The following is a 16,805-nucleotide window of genomic DNA, read 5'->3' as shown; positions in this document are numbered from 1 at the left end:
ACCGGCCGAAGAGCCGCAGCGCGGCCGGCGACCGCCCGACGCGCGGCGAGACGCCGAAGGCGGCTCGCCTTTAACGGCGCCAAGCTCGAAGTGATCCGGACTCTCCAGCGGGTCGGAGGACGTCTCCAGTTCGTCCGGCCCAAGACCAATGACTCCGAGCGAACCGTCCCGCTCCCCTCGATCTGCGTGGAGGCGCTCCGAGAGCACCATAGACGGCAGTTCGCCGAACGTTCCGACTGTTGGGAGGACTGGGAGGAGAACGGCCTCGTCTTCCCGTCCCGGCGCGGGACGCCAATGGAGCCGGACAACCTCCGGCGGAGCTGGGGAGCCATCCGCAAGGCCGCCGGGCTCGGCGAGATGCGCTTTCACGACCTTCGGCACACCTGCGTGACGCTGCTGCTCAACCTCGGCGTACCGCCCCAGACCGTTCGCGACATCGTCGGCCACAGCGACATCGAGGTGACCATGACCATCTACGCCCACGTCTCCCTCGACGACAAGCGCAACGCCCTCGGGAAGCTCGGAGATGCCTTGGCTAACTGATCACGTCAGCCGCGACACCCCAGAACCTTACCGTTCTGGGGCGTTTTACTTACCTGTGACCCTTCAGGCTTGCGATCACCACGCTCGCGATATAGCTTCGATATATCGCGATATATCGATAGCAACCTTCTACTGATCGGAGCAAAAGTAATGAAGAAGCTATTTAGCGACAGAGTCCGCTTTCTAAATACCTGCGGGATAACGTTTGAAGAGTTGTCCAGGAGGTCCAACCGTGTGCGTTCGGCACCATGGTGGTGCTCCGTTGCCAACGGACAGTATGTGCGCCCACCTAGGCGCGAGGAGCTTGGGGACATCGCCGAAGCCCTCGGCCGACCTCAACACGATGTCGTCCTCATGATCATCCAGGAGTGGTACGGCTTCAACGTGTCCGCGCCTGCACTGGATCTCGATCCTCACGTCCACTGCTTGCCCACTTCTGACGTCGAGATACTGGCCAAGTTGGCGAGACGCTTGAGCGAAGGCGGTTCAGCCGACAGGTGTGCAAGCTGACGTTGCTGTCAGTGTTGCTGTCATTAAAGATCAAAAAGCCCCGGGCCATGATTGGCTCGGGGCGTTTCTGCTGCTCAGTTGCTGTGGTCAGGGGCAGGGTCGAACTGCCGACCTTCCGCTTTTCAGGCGGACGCTCGTACCAACTGAGCTACCTGACCTCGGTGGTGGATCGAACACCTACCAGAGCGGTCCTGACGGGACTTGAACCCGCGACCTCCACCTTGACAGGGTGGCGAGCACTCCAAACTGCTCTACAGGACCTTGATATTGCTTTGTCGGAAGTTTTCGCTTCCGTCTTTCTTGCCTTGCTTAGCTTACCAGTTCTTCGGAGGTCTTCGACCTACCGTTTCCCTGGCGAGCTTTCGCTCGACAGTGCCCCCAACGGGATTCGAACCCGTGTCGCCGCCTTGAAAGGGCGGTGTCCTAGGCCACTAGACGATGGGGGCTCGGAACTGTCGTCCCGCTCCGTTGCCGTCTTCCGCTGGAGACCTCTGAAGCATAGGGGACTTTTGACCCCGATGCCAAAGCGGCGTTCCGGCTTAAGGCGTCGTGGTGCCGGTGGTCGATCCCGTCAGGGACGGGGTGACCGTCGGCCCAGGAGAAATTGTACGGCCAGGGGCACTCTCAACGTGACGGTCTATGAGGACGGACTGCTCTCCGAGGCCTCCCAGCGTGATGTCGTCCCAGGCCCGCAGGCGGTGCGTCTTGCGGTCGAAGTAGAGGACAGAGGCCGCGACGGGGGTGGGCTCGTCGTGCTCCAGGCCGCGCAGGCCCGCGCCTCCGGTGGATCCCTGCACGAGGAGACGGGTTCCCGAGGGGAGGATCTCGGTGGACCGTTCGTGGGAGTGGCCGGCCAGAATCATGGGAACCGAGCCGGAGAACCCGCCGGCGATCGTCGGGTCGTGCACCGCCACGAGGTCGACCGGCTTGGGCTCCTGGGCGAGCTGAGCGGCGTGGGAGCGCCCCAGGGCGGCGAGGGAGTCGAGATCGGAGTCGACGGACACCGACTTGTCGGGGGTGAAGCGAGGGTCGCCCAGGCCGTAGATGCGCAGTCCGGCCACAGTCTTGACGGAGTCGTCGAGGACGACGGCCCCCTTCTGCTTCGCGACGGCCTTCTGGGTGGTCTTGGAATCGTGGTTGCCCCTGACGAAGACGTACGGCACGCCGAACCTGCCGATCTCCTCGGCGAACTTGTTCTCGGGGCCGCTGCCGTGATCGGTCAGGTCGCCCGTGTCCACGATCGCGTCGATCTTGAACTCGGTGACGACCGAGTGGACGAGGTTCCAGGCGATGGGGTTGAGGTGGATGTCCGAGACGTGGAGCACCCGGATCGAGGCCGGATCGGCGGAGTCGTAGATGGGCAGGGCCGAGACCGCGTCGTAGAGCTGGGAGACGTTGTTGACCAGTTTGGCGAGCTGGGCCCGGTAGGACTCGAACTTCGTCACGATCGACTCGGCGTCGCCCACCAGGGACGGCGCCCCGGCGAGCAGGCCGGTGTACTTCGGCTCGATCACCGAGTCCGGGCGGAAGGTCATGGCGACGGCGACCCCCGTACCGGCGATCGCGACGACCACGCTCAGCAGGCCGGCCAGCGCCGCCCCCGGCCGCCGGAAGACGATCAGTGAGCCGAGCAGGGCCCCGGCGAGGCCGCACAGCAGGGCGCGCAGTACCAGCGCCTTGACCCCCTCGCGGAGCTCCTTCTCCAGCATGGCGGGCAGCTGGGCGGAGAGCTGGGGGTTCTCCAGGATCACTCCGACCCGGGCGGTGTTGATGTTCTCCAGGGTGATGCGCAGTGTGACCGGGGCGTCGTGGGTGTCGAACAGCAGGGTGCCGAACGGGTGGGCGTCGAGGACGGTCTCCCCCGTCCACGACGGCTCGGCGGACATGCCGATCTCGACGGGGCCCACGTTGGCGCGTACGGCCCCGCCCAGCATGACCCCCAGCCACGCGCACGCGACGGCCACGACCACCACGGCCGTGCCGCGCATGGTTCGCCCCGTCGCGAAGCGGCGGAGCGTCCGGCCCCAGTTCGTGAGATCCATGCGCAACCCCCTTACCCACGAACACGGGGCACAATGGCGAGTGTGATCGAGGTCTCGCGAGAGAAGTTCGAGGAGCTCGTGGCCGAAGCGCTGGACACGATCCCTCCCGAGCTGACGAAAGTCATGGACAACGTGGTCGTGGTGGTCGTGGACGATCCGCCCGAACCGGATCTGCTGGGTCTGTACACGGGGGTTCCGCTCACCGAGCGCGGCGACTGGTACGCAGGGGTGCTACCCGACCGGATTGAGATCTACCGCAACCCGATCTGCGCAATCTGCGCGACGGAGGATGAGGTGGTGACAGAAGTGCAGATCACCGTAGTTCACGAGATCGCCCATCATTTCGGCATAGACGACGACAGGCTGCACGAGCTCGGCTGGTAGCTAAAGCCACGTTTCCCGCCAATCCCGACCTTACCGGGAAATATCCCAATTTATAGCTACAGCCCGCATCCTGTTGATTGCTTTCAGTTGCGCGACGGCGCTTCAACGGGCACCGTAGGTTACATACTGACCACCCACAGTCAATGTGCCTGCAGCCCAGCGGAGTCCTATGGCGGCCACCCGGCCCGGCCGGCTACCCGGGCGGCACCGCCGCCCCGTCGAGCGCCAAGCCACGTATGGCGAAATCATCGCCATTGGCGAGTTTCGCGCGCTCTGGATGGCCCAGGGGCTTTCCCTCCTCGGCGACCAGCTCTCACGAGTGGCGCTGTCCGTGCTGGTCTTCCAGCGAACGGATTCACCCCTGGCCACGGCGTCGGTCTACGCGCTGACCTACCTGCCCCCGATCGTCGGCGGCCCGCTGCTCGCGGCCCTCGCCGACCGCCACGCCCGGCGGCGCATCATGATCATATGCGACCTGCTGCGAGCCGTCATGGTCGCGATCATGGCGATTCCCGGCACGCCCTTCACCGCCCTGTGCGCGCTCGTCTTCTGCGTGGTGCTGCTCAGCGCCCCGTTCTCGGCCGCGAGGGCGGCGCTGCTCCCCGAGATCCTCGAGGGCGACCGCTACGTCGTGGGCTCCGCCCTGCAGAACATGACCAACCAGGGGGCACAGATGCTGGGCTTCGCCCTCGGCGGCGCGCTGATCATGGGCATGGGGCCGTACCGGGCACTGGCCCTCGACGCGGCCACCTACCTGGCCTCCGCGCTCATCCTGGTCTCCGGAGTACGGCGGCGCCCCTCCCCCGTCCGCGGCGACGCCGGCGAGCCCTCCATGTGGACCATGACCCACGCGGGCGCCAGACTCGTCTTCGGCGACCTCCGGCTGCGAACGCTCGTCCTCTTCGCCTGGCTGTGCGGCTTCTACGTGCTCCCCGAGGGAATCGCGACCCCGTACGCCGCGACACTGACCGACGACCCGCAGCGGATCTCCTTCGTCGCCGGTCTGCTGATGGGCGCCATACCGACCGGGACGATCGTCGGCGCGTTCCTGTTCGGCCGATACGTCACCCCGTCGACACGGCTGCGTGTGATGGGCTGGCTGGCGATGCTGACCTGCGCGCCGTTGATCGCCTGCGCGCTACGGCCGCCGCTCGCCGTGGTGCTGGTCCTGTGGTTCCTGTCGGGCGTCGGCGGCGCCTACCAGCTGGCCGCCAACACCGCGTTCGTGCAGTGCGTACCCGCCGAGCGGCGGGGCCTGGCCTTCGGGCTCGTGCAGTCGGGCCTGCTGGCCTCGCAGGGCATCGGCATCCTCATCGGAGGTGCCGCCACCGACAGGTACGGCCCCGAGATCGTGGTGGCGACGGCCGGCGCGGCGGGTCTGCTCGTCGCGGCCGCGCTGGCCGTACTCTGGATCCGGTCCCGTACGGAGATCATCGAGAAGGTTCGCGCCGAGGCGACCGCCTGAGTCACGCCTGGGGGGTGGGGCCGTCGTGGCGCTGAGCCTCGGGGTACTGCGGGGCCGGGGCCTGGTAGGGGGCCGGCTCCTGGTGGGTGGGGTAGGTCGGAGCCGTGTTCTGCGGCCCGCGCTGGTGGGTGGTCCTGGACCAGCTCTGCTCGGCCTTCGCCCAGCCCTGCTCGGCCTTGGCCCTGGCGTCCAGCCAGACCGGGTTGTCCTTGTTCTTGCTGACCAGGTCCTGGACGATCGAGGAGTTCTTGCCCTCTTCGGGCAGGAGCAGCCAGCCGATCGCGTAGATCCCCACCCCGAGGCCACCGAAGAAGGTGGCGATGGCGAGGGCCGCCCGGATGATGTTGGGGTCGATTCCGATGTACCGTCCGAGGCCGGAGGCCACACCGGCGATGATGCGCCCGTCCTTGGTCCTGCGGAGCTGCCTGACACCCGAGAAGTCGTTTTCGTTCATGTCTTCAGACTGCCCGACAAAGGACATCGCTCACATCGGGATTCCCCCTGGCACGACCCTGACATCCCTCCCCGAACCATCGGCAATACCCTGACAGGGGCCGACGAGAGAGGAACACCCCATGGATGACCTCCTGCGCATCGACGACGCGTTCTCCGAGGAACAGCACCTCATCCGTGACACCGTGAAGGGGTTCGTCGCCGACAAGGTGCTCCCCCACGTGGGCGACTGGTTCGAGGAGGCGGTCTTCCCCGCCCGCGAGCTGAGCCCGCTGCTCGGCTCACTCGGCCTGCTGGGCATGCACCTCGACGGATACGGCTGCGCCGGCCTGGACGCCGTCTCGTACGGCATCGCCTGCCGGGAGCTGGAGGCCGGAGACTCGGGCCTGCGGTCGTTCGTCTCCGTGCAGGGCTCCCTCGCCATGTTCCCCATCTGGAAGTACGGCTCCGCCGAGCAGAAGGAGCAGTGGCTCCCCCGGATGGCGGCGGGCGAGGCGATCGGCTGCTTCGGCCTCACCGAGCCCGACCACGGCTCCGACCCCGCCGGCATGCGCACCCACGCCAAGCAGGACCCCTCGGGAGACTGGATCCTCAACGGCGCCAAGATGTGGATCACCAACGGCTCCATCGCCGACGTCGCCGTGGTCTGGGCCCAGACGGAGGACGGCATCCGCGGCTTCGTCGTCCCCGCCGACACGCCCGGCTTCTCCGCCCCGGAGATCCACCGGAAGATGTCCCTGCGGGCCTCGGTGACCTCGTCGCTGTACTTCGACGACGTCCGTCTTCCGGCGGCGGCCGTACTGCCCGGGGTCCGCGGCCTGAAAGGCCCCCTGTCGTGCCTGTCGGAGGCCCGCTTCGGCATCCTGTGGGGCGTCGTGGGCGCGGCCCGCGCCTGTCTGGAGAGCGCCGTCGACTACTCCAGGACCCGCGTCCAGTTCGGCAGGCCCATAGGCGGCTTCCAGATGACCCAGGAGAAGCTCGCGTGGATGTACGTGGGTCTGGGGCAGGCCCAGCTCACCGCGCTCCACCTGGGCCGTCTGAAGGACGCGGGCACCCTCACCCCCCGCCAGGTCAGCTTCGGCAAACTCGCCAACGTCCGCGCCGCCCTGGACATCGCGCGTCAGGCACGCTCGGTCCTCGGAGGCAACGGCATCACCCTGGAATATCCGGTGATCCGGCACATGAACAACCTGGAGAGCGTGCTGACCTACGAGGGCACCCAGGAGATCCACACCCTCGTTTTGGGCGAGGCCCTGACCGGCATCCCCGCCTACCGCTGAACGTCCCGCCGAACATCGCCGAACACCTCGGCGACGGCCTCCGGACCGATCTCTGGACCGGCCTCCGGACCGGCCTCCGGGCGGGGGGCCGGACCTGCGGCCGCCGAGGCCTACCGCCGGAGCGCGGGCCGCTGGGGCCTCCCGCTGGGCCGCCAGTCGGGGGTCTGCGCGGCCCTGTCCAGCTCACGCCCCCAGGAGACGCCCTGGCGCAGGTAGAAGCGGAGCAGCTCGGCGGTCGCCCGGGCGTCGACCAGCGCGGCGTGCGCGCCGGAGAGAGGGATGCCCGCCCGTTCACAGCAGGCGGCGAGGGTCCACTTGCCCCCGGGGATGAAGTCAGGGGCCAGCTTCTGCGTGCACAGGGTCTCGGTGAGCCAGTGACTTTCCGGCAGAACCCGGAGGAAACGCAGGTCGAAGGAGGTGTTGTGCGCCACCAGGACACGCCCGGCGATCCGCCCCCAGACCTCGTCGAGCACCTCCTCGATCACCGGCGCCCTGGCGACCATCGCACCGGTGATCCCGTGCACGTGCACGGCCCCCGTACCGCGCCGCGGATTGATCAGTGAGTGCCACTCGTCGACGGTCGTCCCCTCGGCGTCCAGGGAGACGAGAGCGATCTCGCAGATCTGGTCTCCCTTGGCCGGAGAAAACCCCGTGGTCTCCACGTCGACCACGACATACCCTTGCCGTGAGGACACGCGAACACCCCCGGCGGGCTCAAACCCCGAGCTCGTCATGAGTGCCACTGTATGATCCCTCTCCCGCCTCCACACACGATTCGGCCAACAGGTGCCCCGTCCGGGCCTGGCGACGGACGTTAGTGGACACTATCCTCGGTACGCTGTCTCCAGCGGGGCGTTAGCTCAATGGTTAGAGCTGCGGACTTTTAATCCGTAGGTTCTGGGTTCGAGTCCCAGGCGCCCTACCAGCCAGAACGGCGGTCACCGATCTTCTTTGAGAGGGCGGTGACAGCCACCTTTGACAGCCTAGAGGGCCTGACCTGCCAAAGGGCCGTGGTCGGCGTGAAGACCTTGGGCTTTTCGTCGACCACGAGCCCCTGAGCACATGTGACAGGTTCACCTCCTCGTACGGCCCATCGTTCGCCGTCGATCATCCGAACAGCCTCTTGGCGACAGCGTCCACGGCCGCTCGTTCAATGTCCGGAAGTACGTGCGTGTACGTGTTCATGGTCAGCCCGGTCTGGCTGTGACCGAGCGTCTTCATCACGGTGCGAGGCGAGGCCCCCGAGGCGAGCAGGAACGAGACACAGGCGTGCCGGAGGTCGTGAAGCCTCAGCCAGTGGAGCCCGGCGTTCTTCCGAGTGGCCCGCCACCGGGTGTTGAGGTTGCCCGGCTCGATGGGGGTGCCGATCGTGGAGGGGAAGACGAGCCCGTGGTTCTGCCACCGTTTGCCCGCGGCGAGCTGTTCGGCCGCCTGAGCCCTCTTGTGCTTGCGCAGCGCCGCCAAGGTCGGCTCCGGGGCGGGGACGACCCGACGGGACCGGTCCGTCTTGGGATCGACGAACCGGGGGGAGCCGTCCGCCCGCTGAAGCGTCTGCCGTACGGCGAGCAGTCCGTTGGCGAAGTCGATGTCATCCCAGCGGAGCCCGAGGAGCTCCCCGCGTCGTAGGACGAGAGTCAGCGCGCAGATCCAGAAGGCTTCGAGCCGATCGCCTTCGATCGCGGTGAGCAGCCGCTTTGCCTCCTCGATCGTGAGCCCCCTGGCCTCCTCCCTGCGCACGGACGGAGGCTTGACCAGCTTGGCGACGTTGCGATGCACCAGTTCCTCCCGCTCGGCGTCGCCCAGCGCGTTCCGGATCAGCCCGTGGACCTGCTTGACGGTGGCGGCCGAGAGCCCCGATTCGGCCTTCGCCTCGATGAGCCGCCGCACGTCGGTGGGGGCGAGTTTGTCGAGCTGCTTGCGGCCGAGCGCAGGCTTGACGTGATCCTTGATCAGTTGCCGATAGCCCCGCAGGGTCAACGGCCGGGTCCCCTGCCGCCGCTTCGTCTCGATCCACTCATCGAGCCAGTCGGCGAACTTCCGAGGCTTGGCCGCGAAGTTCTGCCCTTTGCGCTGAGCGTCCCGGAGTTCAGCGAGCTTGTTGAGGGCTTCCCGCTCCGTGTGGCCGTAAACGGTCCGGCGGTTGCGCTTCCCGTCGACGAAACCGAGATCGACCACACCGGCCCAGAGCCCGTCCTTACGCTGGTGAACCGAGCCCTCCCCCTGGGGACGACGCTTCCGACCGCTGGTCATGCTGCCTCCTGCTCGATTGCCGAAACGAAAGCGGTCAGTGCCTCAACGGGGATGCGCCGCGAACGGCCGATCTTGACTGAACGCAGTTCCCCGGAGGCCATCAGCTCGTAGATCTTGGTCTTGCCGATCCCGAGCATCTGAGCTGCCTCAGAAGCAGAGACGAGAAGCTTGGTGCCGATGGTCATGCCGCCTCCCTCATGGCCGAAGTTGCCGAAAGTTCTGTGAGGGGTCTGCCGTCGGCTCTGGCGCGCAGTTCGTCGAGCCGGGCGCGGGTTCGTTGTCGGTCGGCCACGCCGCGCAGCAGCCGGACCGGTAGCGGGGTCCGGGTCGGGTCCTTGGTCGTGACGGGGCGCCAGACGTAGCGGTGCGGGTCGGTCTCGGCGTCGGCGGGCAGGCCGAGCTGTCGAGGACCCAGGCGCGGCGATCGGCCTTGTGGTCGCGGAGGGTCTTGTTGGACCACTTGCGGGAGACCAGGACACGGCGGCCCGCGTAGCCGAGGTGTTCGGCCTTGTGTGCCTTGGAGCGGCACCGGCCCGGCGTCATGCCCGCTTTGGCGTTCTGTGGAAAGCGCTGTCGCCGTCGGCCAGAACCAGATCGCCGCTCCATGGGACGTCGACGTTCTGACACTGGCCTGGATCGTGGGAAGGCTGGACGCTCATGTGGATCGCCGAACGATGCTCCTGCTCGCCGCCGGAATGACCGCCGAAGCCGCGGCCACCATCGCCGACCCCTGGGAACGCCTGACCCGCGCGCTCACCGGCCCCCAGGCCCTCGACGAGGAGACCGTCGAACGTCTCGAAGCCCGCACCATCGGCTTCCACCGCCTAGTGCTTCGTTCCTTTTTAGGTGGTGAGATTAGACGTACGATCAGGGCCCAGCGGGTCGTTGATGGGCGGTGAGGCAGTGCCGAAGCTCCTGTTCGCGCGGGCACCGAAGGACACGGTCGAGGAACGCAAGATCCGCAAGCTGGCCGGTGCCCGGCACGCCCCAGCCGACTGGATACGACGGGCCCGGATCATCGCGTTGAGCTGGGAACGGCTGCGGGTGCCGCAGATCGCCCGCGAGCTCGGCTGCGCGGAGAAGACGGTGCGCTACCGGCTGGCACGCTTCAACACCGAAGGGCTGAACGGGCTGGGAGACCGGCCCGGCGTCGGCCGCAAACGGCGAATCAGCGAGGCCGAGCGTTCGCAGATCATCGCGTTGGTCCGCACCCAGCCTGCGGGGCGGCCGACGCGTGATCAGGCAACCGGCGAACTGGCCGCGGCCGATGAGGCCGGGACGGGGGCCTGGACGCTGGACAGCCTGACCGCAGCCGCCCACGAGATGGGCATTGCGGTAGAGCGCTCGCAGGTGCGGCGGATCCTGCTGGCCGAGGGTGTGCGCTGGCGCCGCCCCCGGTCCTGGGCCACCAGCCACGACCCGCAGTTCGCCCCAAAAGAACCCGCATCGTTGCCCTTTATGCCTGCCCGCCGCCGGGAGTGACGGTCGTGGCCGCCGACGAGCTCGGCCCCGTCGTGCCCCGGACCTTCGATCCCGCGCCCGGGTGGACACCTGACGGGCGACGCGTCAAAACACCCCTGGTCTACAGTCGTGGCCCGGAGAAGACCTGGGTGTACGGCGGCCTGCGCATCGCCGACGGCCATGCGGTCACCATGTGCGCATCCTCGCGTAACAGCGCCGACTGGCAGCGTTTCTTGGCGCTGCTGGAGAAAGCCAACCCGGACGGGATGATCGCGGTGATCACCGACAACCTGTCCAGCCACAACAGTGTCTCCACCCGCGAGTGGCTCACCGGGCATCCGCGGATCCAGCAGGTGTTCATCCCCAAGGGGGCTTGCTGGCTCAACCTGCAGGAAGCCTGGTGGCGCATCTTCCGGCGCCAGGCACTGGCCGGGCAGACCTTCGCCGGCCCCGACGAGATCGCCTACGCCACCGCTGTGGCGACCGCGCAGCTCAATGCCCGCGCTCGTCCTTGGATCTGGGGCCGTCCGGCTCCCGAACCTCGTCGGAGCCGACGCCGTTTTATCTACCTGCTTTGAGGAACGGAGCACTAGAGTTTGTTCTGCCGGCCCGAGCCATCTACCAGGGGCTCACCACCCACATCAACGAGCTGAGCAACCTGCTCCAGAACAGCCCACCCGACCGGCTTCGCCGACGCCTGGCCGCCACCGCCGGAGAGGCCGCGACCCTCGCCTCCTGGATCGCCTGGGACCTCAAGCAACCCGGCCAGTCCCTCGCCTTCGACCGTGTTGCCGCTCTGGCCGCCAAGGAAAGCGGGCACCCGATCATCCAGGCGTGCACCCACGCCTACAAGTCCTACGCCGTCCAAGGGCGCGCCGCCTACGAGGCCGTACGACAGGCCCAGCGGTTCCTGCCCGCCCAAGGCGACGACGCCACCCGAGCATGGCTGCTCAGCCGCCAGGCCGAAGAACTCGCCGCCCTCGGCAACCGCCACGCCCTCGACCTGCTGCACCAGACCGAGGACGCCTACAGCCGCGCCCGGCCACACCGGGAACGCGCCTGGACCCGCTTCCTGGACCCCGGCCGCATGGCCGCCTTCAAGCTGTCCACCTACGTACGGCTCGGCGACGAACACCGGGTGATCGAGGCCGGACAAGCCGCACTGTCTGCCGTCGCCCAAGGCAGTGACCACAAGAAGGTGGCCGTTGTCTACGCCGACATCGCCCAGGCCCAACTTCACATCGGTGATGTTGCCGAAGGAGTCGCCTACGCCCGCCGCGCCCTGGAATCGGCCCGGCGCAGCGAATCCACCTGGGGACTCCAGCACCTCACCACGATCGAGAAGACCCTCGCCGCCCACCAGGACCAAGCCGCCCGTGACCTGCTCGGCGACATCGCCGCTACTCGCCGAAGTCTGGGGACGTCTCCCGCCTGATCCACTCCAGATAGTCAGCCGTACCGGCCACCAAGGGAACCGCGACAATCTGCGGCACCTCATAAGAGTGCAACTCTCGCACTCGCCGCACCAACTGTTCGAACCGGTTTGCAGCCGTCATCATGAACACCAGCCACTCATCGGAGCACCGGATCTCTCCCGCCCACCAGTAGACCGATTCGATCGGCGCAACGATCTGCGCCGCGGCGGCCAGCCGCTCTTCCACCACTGCCGAACAAATACGAGCCGCCTCCCCGCGGCTGCCGACAGTGACACGAACCTCCATGCAGTCCGAAGCGTTCTCGATCATGCTGCCACACTGCCGCATCATTCCGATGGGTATCAAACGGCAGCGCTGCGCGTCCTCCCTCCAGCGAGAGGCAAGGTAAGGATCGTTGGCGTTAACGAGTGGGCAACTCGGTTCCGTGCACCGCTCAACGTGACACCAGCCGCCAATGCCTTGCCCTGGACGTCTGTTGACCGGACATCCGCGGTGATCGGTGAAGGCCCGCCGGGTCTGCGGCGGGCCTTCGGTGGTGCTCCGGGGGTCAGTGCTGGATGAGTCCGGCGGTGTCGGTGGCGGCCTCCAGGGCGGGGGTGCCGGTGAAGGTCGCGGTGTAGGACAGGTGGAGCAGGATCGTGGCCAGCGGGACCAGGCCGTAGCAGGAGGCGACGCCGCTGCTGTTGGTGGTATCGGTGCACACGGTGTGGGTGCCGACCTTGAAGGTGACGGTCTTTCCGGCGAGGGGCTGGCCGGTGGTGGTGTCGGTGAGGGTCGCCGAGGGATGCAGGTTGATGTTGATCGCGCCGCCGGTGACGGAGAACAGCAGCGGCTGGGCGTCGAGCTTGGTGGTGTCCTTGGTGTAGGTGAACTTGTCGTCGTTGGTGGTGGCGCCGGTCCCGTACGGGGTGGTGACCTTCACGTCGACCGCTCCGGCGGTGGTGGTGGCGGGGCTGGTCGCGGTGATCTGGGTGTCGGAGTTCACCGTGAACGAGGTCGCGGCGGTAGAGCCGAAGGCGACGGCGGTGGCGCCGGCGAGGTTGGTGCCGGTGATGGTCACGCTCGTGCCGCCAGCGGCGGGGCCGGTGGCCGGGTTGACCGCCGTGACGGCGGGGGGCTTGATGTAGGTGAACTTGTCGTCGTTGGTGGTGGCGCCGGTCCCGTACGGGGTGGTGACCTTCACGTCGACCGCTCCGGCGGTGGTGGTCGCGGGGCTGGTCGCGGTGATGCTGGTGTCGGAGTTCACCGTGAACGAGGTCGCGGCGGTAGAGCCGAAGGCGACGGCGGTGGCGCCGGTCAGGTTGGTGCCGGTGATGGTCACGCTCGTGCCGCCAGCGACCGGCCCGCTGACGGGGCTGATACCCGTGACGGCGGGGGGCTTGACGTAGGTGAAGGTGCCGGCGCTGCCGGTTCCACCGGGGGTGGTGACCTTCACGTCGACCGCTCCGGCGGTGGTGGTCGCGGGGCTGGTCGCAGTGATGCTGGTGTCGGAGTCGACGGTGAACGAGGTCGCAGCGGTGGAGCCGAAGGCGACGGCGGTGGCGTCGGCGAGGTCAGTGCCCTTGATCGTCACGCTCGTGCCACCGGCGACCGGCCCGCTGGCGGGACTGATACCCGTGACGGCGGGGGGCTTGACGTAGGTGAAGGTGCTGGCGCTGCTGGTTCCATCGGGGGTGGTGACCTTCACGTCGACCGCTCCGGCGGTGGTGGTGGCGGAGGTGGTGGCGGTGATCTGGGTGTCGGAGTCGACGGTGAACGAGGTCGCGGCGGTGGAGCCGAAGGCGACGGCGGTGGCGTCGGTCAGGTTGGTGCCGGTGATGGTCACGCTCGTGCCGCCGGCGACCGGCCCGCTGGCGGGGCTGATACGGGTGACGGTGGGGGGCTTGACGTAGGTGAATTTGTCGTCGTTGGTGGTGGCGCCGGTCCCGTACGGGGTGGTGACCTTCACGTCGACCGGTCCGGCGGTGGTGGTCGCGGGGCTGGTCGCGGTGATGCTGGTGTCGGAGTTCACCGTGAACGAGGTCGCGGCGGTGGAGCCGAAGGCGACGGCGGTGGCGTCGGCGAGGTCGGTGCCCGTGATCGTCACGCTCGTGCCGCCGGCGACCGGCCCGCTGACGGGGCTGATGCCGGTGATGGTGGGGACCGGGGTGTAGGTGATGGTGACGACGCCGTCGCCCGATCGGACGCCGGTGGAAAAGATGGTCCCGGCCGGGCCATAGCCGCTGCCGCCTCCGCCTCCCGCGGCGGCGGAGCCGGTATCGTTGCTGGGGCCCCGGCCTCCGCCTCCGCCGCCGCCGTACCAGCCGCCTCCGCCTCCGCCGCCGCCGGTGCCCAGGTTGGGCGCCCCGCCGCCCGCGCCGCCCGCGCCGAAAGTGCCGTCAGCGCCGTTGCGGCCGCTCCCGCCGGTTCCGGCGCCGCCGCTCCCGCCGGTGGTGGCGGTCGCGCCGCCTCCGGGGTTGGCGCTCAGCCTCCCGCTGGCGCCGTCGCCGCCGGTGGAGCCGCCTCCGGGGCCGCCCTCGCCGCCGCCCCCGAAGGCCCTGCCCAACGCGTGGCCGCCGCCGCCCCCTCCGGCGGCGACCAGCAGTCGGTCGCCCAGGCCGTAGCCGGGACCGGTGCGCACGTCCGAGGCACCCCCGCCCGAGCCGCCGAAACTGCCGGCCCCATCGCTCACGCCACCGGCCCCCCCACCGCCGTAGCCGGGGCCGGATCGGTAGCCGGATCCGCCGACGTTGATCCGGAGCACCTGCCCGGGGGTGACGGCCAGGGTGGCCTTGGCCTCCCCGCCCCGGCCACCCGGGGCTCCACTGAAGTACCCGGCCTGGCCCTGGGCGCCGAACGCGTCCACCTCGATCGAGGTCTCGCCGGCCGGCACGGTGAACGTCTGCGGGCCACCGGTATAGGAGAAGGTCACCGTCTTGTCGGCGGCCTGGGCCGCCGGGGCCACCGCGGCCAGGCCGCCGGCGGCCAGGGCCACGGCCAGCGTGCCCCGCAGGGCCAGCTTGCGCAGACGGCCGCGCGGGGAGGTGTTCGAGGTCGAGGGCATGAGGGGGGGTAAGGACATGAAGAAGGGCTTCCCTTCGGCTTCGCCGCCTCGGCCGCCCAGTCCCCATCGGACCGCGCCGTACAACCGGGCGCACAGACGCGGCGACGCGCACCCGCCCGGTGTCCCCGAACCCCGACCTTCAACACCGAGCGGAACCGTTCACACGTTCCAACGCCACAGCGAAACTCTCATCGATCATGAAGGCGTGACAGTCACCCGGCGCGCACACACCTCTACCTCATGGGAAAATCAGCCCTCACTCCCATATATCTGGCACTTCCACCTTTTCTGTGATAAAGGCCGCCTATCATGGCAAACACTGGGTGAATGGAGAGGATCTACACGGTTTTCGCAAGCCCGAAAAGCCGGATCGGCAGCAATAGCCACATGAGCAGACCTGCCCCACCCACATCACCTCTTTGGGGCGCCGGCGCTCTCGCAGCCACCAGCCCGAATGAAGGGGGTGGCCTCAACTCTCTGATCTCGTCCAAGCAGGGCGGACCACGATGTCTTCGTCTGGAGTGCCGCTCTACCCGCAGGAAGTTGCTCGCGGGAATAGCAAATCTCACCAAAGCGAACGTGTATCGCCTTGGCCGTATCGCGATCACTGCCGAATTATTCTTATGGGTATCAAGCGCGGCGGCGCGGCGCGCCGCCGCACGGCCCGCCGCCCGAACGCCGCCCGAGCGTGCGGCGTGGGCGCCGGTCTCGGCCAGCGGCGGGACCGCGAGCCGCCCACCGCACCGCGCACCCGCCGTACTCGCCCATCAGCCGCCGCACCGGGGCCACGCCGCCGCTTTTTCGAATACCGGCGTATGATCACGTTATGACCGTGCACCAGATGCGCAAAGAACTGGCGTTGATGTTCGTTGTCGTCAGCGCCGCAGTGCTTATGGTTGGTTTTTGCACAGGATTGGTAGCCAAGAACTTTTCTCTGCCGGGTGCGTTTGAAGCCACCCTGGATATGGGTCCGGGCCTGTTGATCGTTACCCTCGCCACTTCCTTGGGTGTTACCGTGGGGCGTCTGTCAAGGTTCATGAAGAGCGGAGACTAGCACCCAGCGAGGTCGCATTGGCGCTGAGTTGGTTGCCGGCGAAACGAGTCAGTTTCATGGCAGCTCGCTAGAGGCCGATCTCCGGATTCACCGCGACCCTCACGATCGCCTTGCGATGGACAATCGCCATACGGGGCTGGGGGCGATCGACGGTCCGGGACTTCGTTCCTCAGCCCCGGCCCACCGGGCACCGGGGTTGCACTCCGGGTTGCAATACAGGGGCGTTCAGAGCCGTTCAGGATGGACCACGCATGTCCTCTGACCTGCATTGAACCGTCCGGAACGGCCCGAGGGCGATCTTTTAATCCGTAGGTTCTGGGTTCGAGTCCCAGGCGCCCTACCAGCCAGAACAACCGCTGTTGATCTTTCGTGGAAGGTGTCTACAGTCACCTTCCACAGCCAAGAGCCGGACCCCGCCAGGAGTCCGGCCCTTCGTGCTTCCCGCGATCATCCGAACAGCCGCTTGGCGACCGCGTCCACGGCCGCCCGTTCGATGTCCGGAAGCACGTGCGTGTACGTGTTCATGGTCAGCCCGATCTGGCTGTGGCCGAGCGTCTTCATCACTGTTCGGGGTGAGGCCCCCGAGGCGAGCAGGAACGAGGCACAGGCGTGCCGGAGATCGTGAAGCCTTTGCCAGTCGAGCCCGGCTTTCTTCCGGGTGGCCCGCCATCGGGTGCTGAAGTTGCCCGGCTCGATAGGGGTGCCGATCGTGGAGGGGAAGACGAACCCGAGGTTCTGCCGCCGCTTGCCCGTGGCGAGCTGCTTGGCCACCCGAGCCCACCTGATGCTTCTGAGCTTGAAAGGCTGAAGTTACAGCGGTTCGAGGATCAGGCCGGTCTGGGCGATGAAGCCGTCGAACAACGCAGGACGGTACTGCATCCGTT

18 protein-coding genes and 4 tRNA genes are annotated in these 16,805 nt (G+C 67.8%); 10 read left to right on the top strand and 12 right to left on the bottom strand.

The genetic code is table 11. The features are described 5' to 3' along the window. The first annotated feature begins 90 nt into the window (after positions 1-90). Positions 91-543, top strand: a complete 453-nt coding sequence (locus tag AB0N02_RS37580; protein ID WP_363956898.1) for a site-specific integrase — start codon at positions 91-93, stop codon at positions 541-543. 594 nt (positions 544-1,137) lie between these two features. On the opposite strand, the gene AB0N02_RS37575 is transcribed toward AB0N02_RS37580, so the two are convergent. The 4 genes from AB0N02_RS37575 to AB0N02_RS37560 all read right to left on the bottom strand — a co-directional run bounded on the left by AB0N02_RS37575 (position 1,138) and on the right by AB0N02_RS37560 (position 3,095). Further along, positions 1,138-1,211, bottom strand: a tRNA-Phe gene (locus AB0N02_RS37575). 28 nt (positions 1,212-1,239) lie between these two features. Then, positions 1,240-1,314 (bottom strand) — tRNA-Asp (locus tag AB0N02_RS37570). A gap of 112 nt (positions 1,315-1,426) precedes the next feature. After that, a tRNA-Glu gene (locus AB0N02_RS37565) sits at positions 1,427-1,499 on the bottom strand. A 93-nt stretch (positions 1,500-1,592) separates the two neighbouring features. Beyond that, the gene (locus tag AB0N02_RS37560; protein ID WP_363956895.1) at positions 1,593-3,095 is read right to left on the bottom strand and encodes a metallophosphoesterase; all 1,503 of its coding nucleotides are present in this window, start codon (positions 3,093-3,095) and stop codon (positions 1,593-1,595) included. Between the two features lie 42 nt (positions 3,096-3,137). Between AB0N02_RS37560 and AB0N02_RS37555 the strand changes: the two genes are divergently transcribed. Together AB0N02_RS37555 and AB0N02_RS37550 are read left to right on the top strand one after the other, a co-directional pair. Further along, complete coding sequence (locus AB0N02_RS37555; protein ID WP_363956892.1) at positions 3,138-3,479, top strand: metallopeptidase family protein; 342 nt, start codon at positions 3,138-3,140, stop codon at positions 3,477-3,479. A gap of 169 nt (positions 3,480-3,648) precedes the next feature. After that, entirely contained in the window at positions 3,649-4,944 is a 1,296-nt protein-coding gene (locus tag AB0N02_RS37550; protein WP_363956889.1) for an MFS transporter, read from the top strand. Between the two features lies 1 nt (position 4,945). Here the strand turns inward: AB0N02_RS37550 and AB0N02_RS37545 are convergent, their stop codons facing one another. Then, entirely contained in the window at positions 4,946-5,398 is a 453-nt protein-coding gene (locus AB0N02_RS37545; protein WP_363956886.1) for a PspC domain-containing protein, read from the bottom strand. Between the two features lie 121 nt (positions 5,399-5,519). On the opposite strand from AB0N02_RS37545, the gene AB0N02_RS37540 reads away from it, so the two are divergent. Continuing rightward, positions 5,520-6,677, top strand: coding sequence for an acyl-CoA dehydrogenase family protein (locus AB0N02_RS37540; protein WP_363956883.1), 1,158 nt, complete (start codon positions 5,520-5,522; stop codon positions 6,675-6,677). A gap of 110 nt (positions 6,678-6,787) precedes the next feature. Here the strand turns inward: AB0N02_RS37540 and AB0N02_RS37535 are convergent, their stop codons facing one another. After that, the gene (locus tag AB0N02_RS37535; protein WP_363956880.1) at positions 6,788-7,372 is read right to left on the bottom strand and encodes a 3'-5' exonuclease; all 585 of its coding nucleotides are present in this window, start codon (positions 7,370-7,372) and stop codon (positions 6,788-6,790) included. A gap of 154 nt (positions 7,373-7,526) precedes the next feature. Between AB0N02_RS37535 and AB0N02_RS37530 the strand changes: the two genes are divergently transcribed. Continuing rightward, positions 7,527-7,602: transfer RNA gene (locus AB0N02_RS37530), tRNA-Lys, on the top strand. A 182-nt stretch (positions 7,603-7,784) separates the two neighbouring features. Here the strand turns inward: AB0N02_RS37530 and AB0N02_RS37525 are convergent. Genes AB0N02_RS37525 through AB0N02_RS37515 form a run of 3 tightly spaced genes read right to left on the bottom strand, consistent with a single transcriptional unit; the run spans position 7,785 to position 9,470 of the window. Beyond that, complete coding sequence (locus AB0N02_RS37525; RefSeq protein ID WP_363956877.1) at positions 7,785-8,927, bottom strand: site-specific integrase; 1,143 nt, start codon at positions 8,925-8,927, stop codon at positions 7,785-7,787. Next, the gene (locus AB0N02_RS37520; protein WP_363956874.1) at positions 8,924-9,112 is read right to left on the bottom strand and encodes a helix-turn-helix domain-containing protein; all 189 of its coding nucleotides are present in this window, start codon (positions 9,110-9,112) and stop codon (positions 8,924-8,926) included. Before AB0N02_RS37520 ends, AB0N02_RS37525 begins: the two co-directional genes overlap by 4 nt. A gap of 10 nt (positions 9,113-9,122) precedes the next feature. Continuing rightward, on the bottom strand, positions 9,123-9,470 hold the full coding sequence (locus tag AB0N02_RS37515) for a replication initiator (RefSeq protein ID WP_363956871.1): 348 nt from the start codon (positions 9,468-9,470) through the stop codon (positions 9,123-9,125). Positions 9,471-9,487: 17 nt separating this feature from the next. Between AB0N02_RS37515 and AB0N02_RS37510 the strand changes: the two genes are divergently transcribed. Genes AB0N02_RS37510 through AB0N02_RS37495 form a run of 4 tightly spaced genes read left to right on the top strand, consistent with a single transcriptional unit; the run spans position 9,488 to position 11,823 of the window. Beyond that, a complete protein-coding gene (locus AB0N02_RS37510; RefSeq protein WP_363956868.1) occupies positions 9,488-9,826 on the top strand; it encodes a hypothetical protein in 339 nt (112 codons plus the stop codon). A gap of 4 nt (positions 9,827-9,830) precedes the next feature. Continuing rightward, entirely contained in the window at positions 9,831-10,409 is a 579-nt protein-coding gene (locus tag AB0N02_RS37505) for a helix-turn-helix domain-containing protein (RefSeq protein WP_363956865.1), read from the top strand. After that, positions 10,406-10,966: a transposase gene (locus AB0N02_RS37500; RefSeq protein ID WP_363956862.1), complete on the top strand. Its 561-nt coding sequence runs from the start codon at positions 10,406-10,408 to the stop codon at positions 10,964-10,966. The genes AB0N02_RS37505 and AB0N02_RS37500 overlap by 4 nt, the downstream gene beginning before the upstream one ends. Further along, entirely contained in the window at positions 10,963-11,823 is an 861-nt protein-coding gene (locus tag AB0N02_RS37495; protein WP_363956860.1) for a hypothetical protein, read from the top strand. The genes AB0N02_RS37500 and AB0N02_RS37495 overlap by 4 nt, the downstream gene beginning before the upstream one ends. Here the strand turns inward: AB0N02_RS37495 and cutA are convergent. Further along, positions 11,789-12,133 carry a divalent-cation tolerance protein CutA gene (gene cutA, locus AB0N02_RS37490; RefSeq protein WP_363956857.1) on the bottom strand — a complete coding sequence of 115 codons (345 nt, stop codon included), beginning with the start codon at positions 12,131-12,133 and terminating at the stop codon, positions 11,789-11,791. The two genes, AB0N02_RS37495 and cutA, sit on opposite strands and share 35 nt — an antisense overlap. Before the next feature lie 238 nt (positions 12,134-12,371). Then, positions 12,372-14,885 (bottom strand): IPT/TIG domain-containing protein, encoded by a 2,514-nt coding sequence (locus tag AB0N02_RS37485; RefSeq protein WP_363956854.1) that lies wholly within the window; start codon positions 14,883-14,885, stop codon positions 12,372-12,374. A gap of 808 nt (positions 14,886-15,693) precedes the next feature. On the opposite strand from AB0N02_RS37485, the gene AB0N02_RS37480 reads away from it, so the two are divergent. Next, entirely contained in the window at positions 15,694-15,921 is a 228-nt protein-coding gene (locus AB0N02_RS37480; RefSeq protein ID WP_363956851.1) for a hypothetical protein, read from the top strand. Positions 15,922-16,368: 447 nt separating this feature from the next. Here AB0N02_RS37480 and AB0N02_RS37475 read toward each other — a convergent pair whose 3' ends face one another. Next, positions 16,369-16,692: a tyrosine-type recombinase/integrase gene (locus AB0N02_RS37475; RefSeq protein ID WP_363956848.1), complete on the bottom strand. Its 324-nt coding sequence runs from the start codon at positions 16,690-16,692 to the stop codon at positions 16,369-16,371. Between the last annotated feature and the right edge of the window lie 113 nt (positions 16,693-16,805).

Origin of the sequence: Streptosporangium sp. NPDC051022, from assembly GCF_040683035.1 — a bacterium.
Classification (GTDB): domain Bacteria; phylum Actinomycetota; class Actinomycetes; order Streptosporangiales; family Streptosporangiaceae; genus Streptosporangium.
The sequence above is the reverse complement of the archived record's forward strand: the minus strand, read 5'-3'. Positions and strand labels throughout refer to the sequence as shown.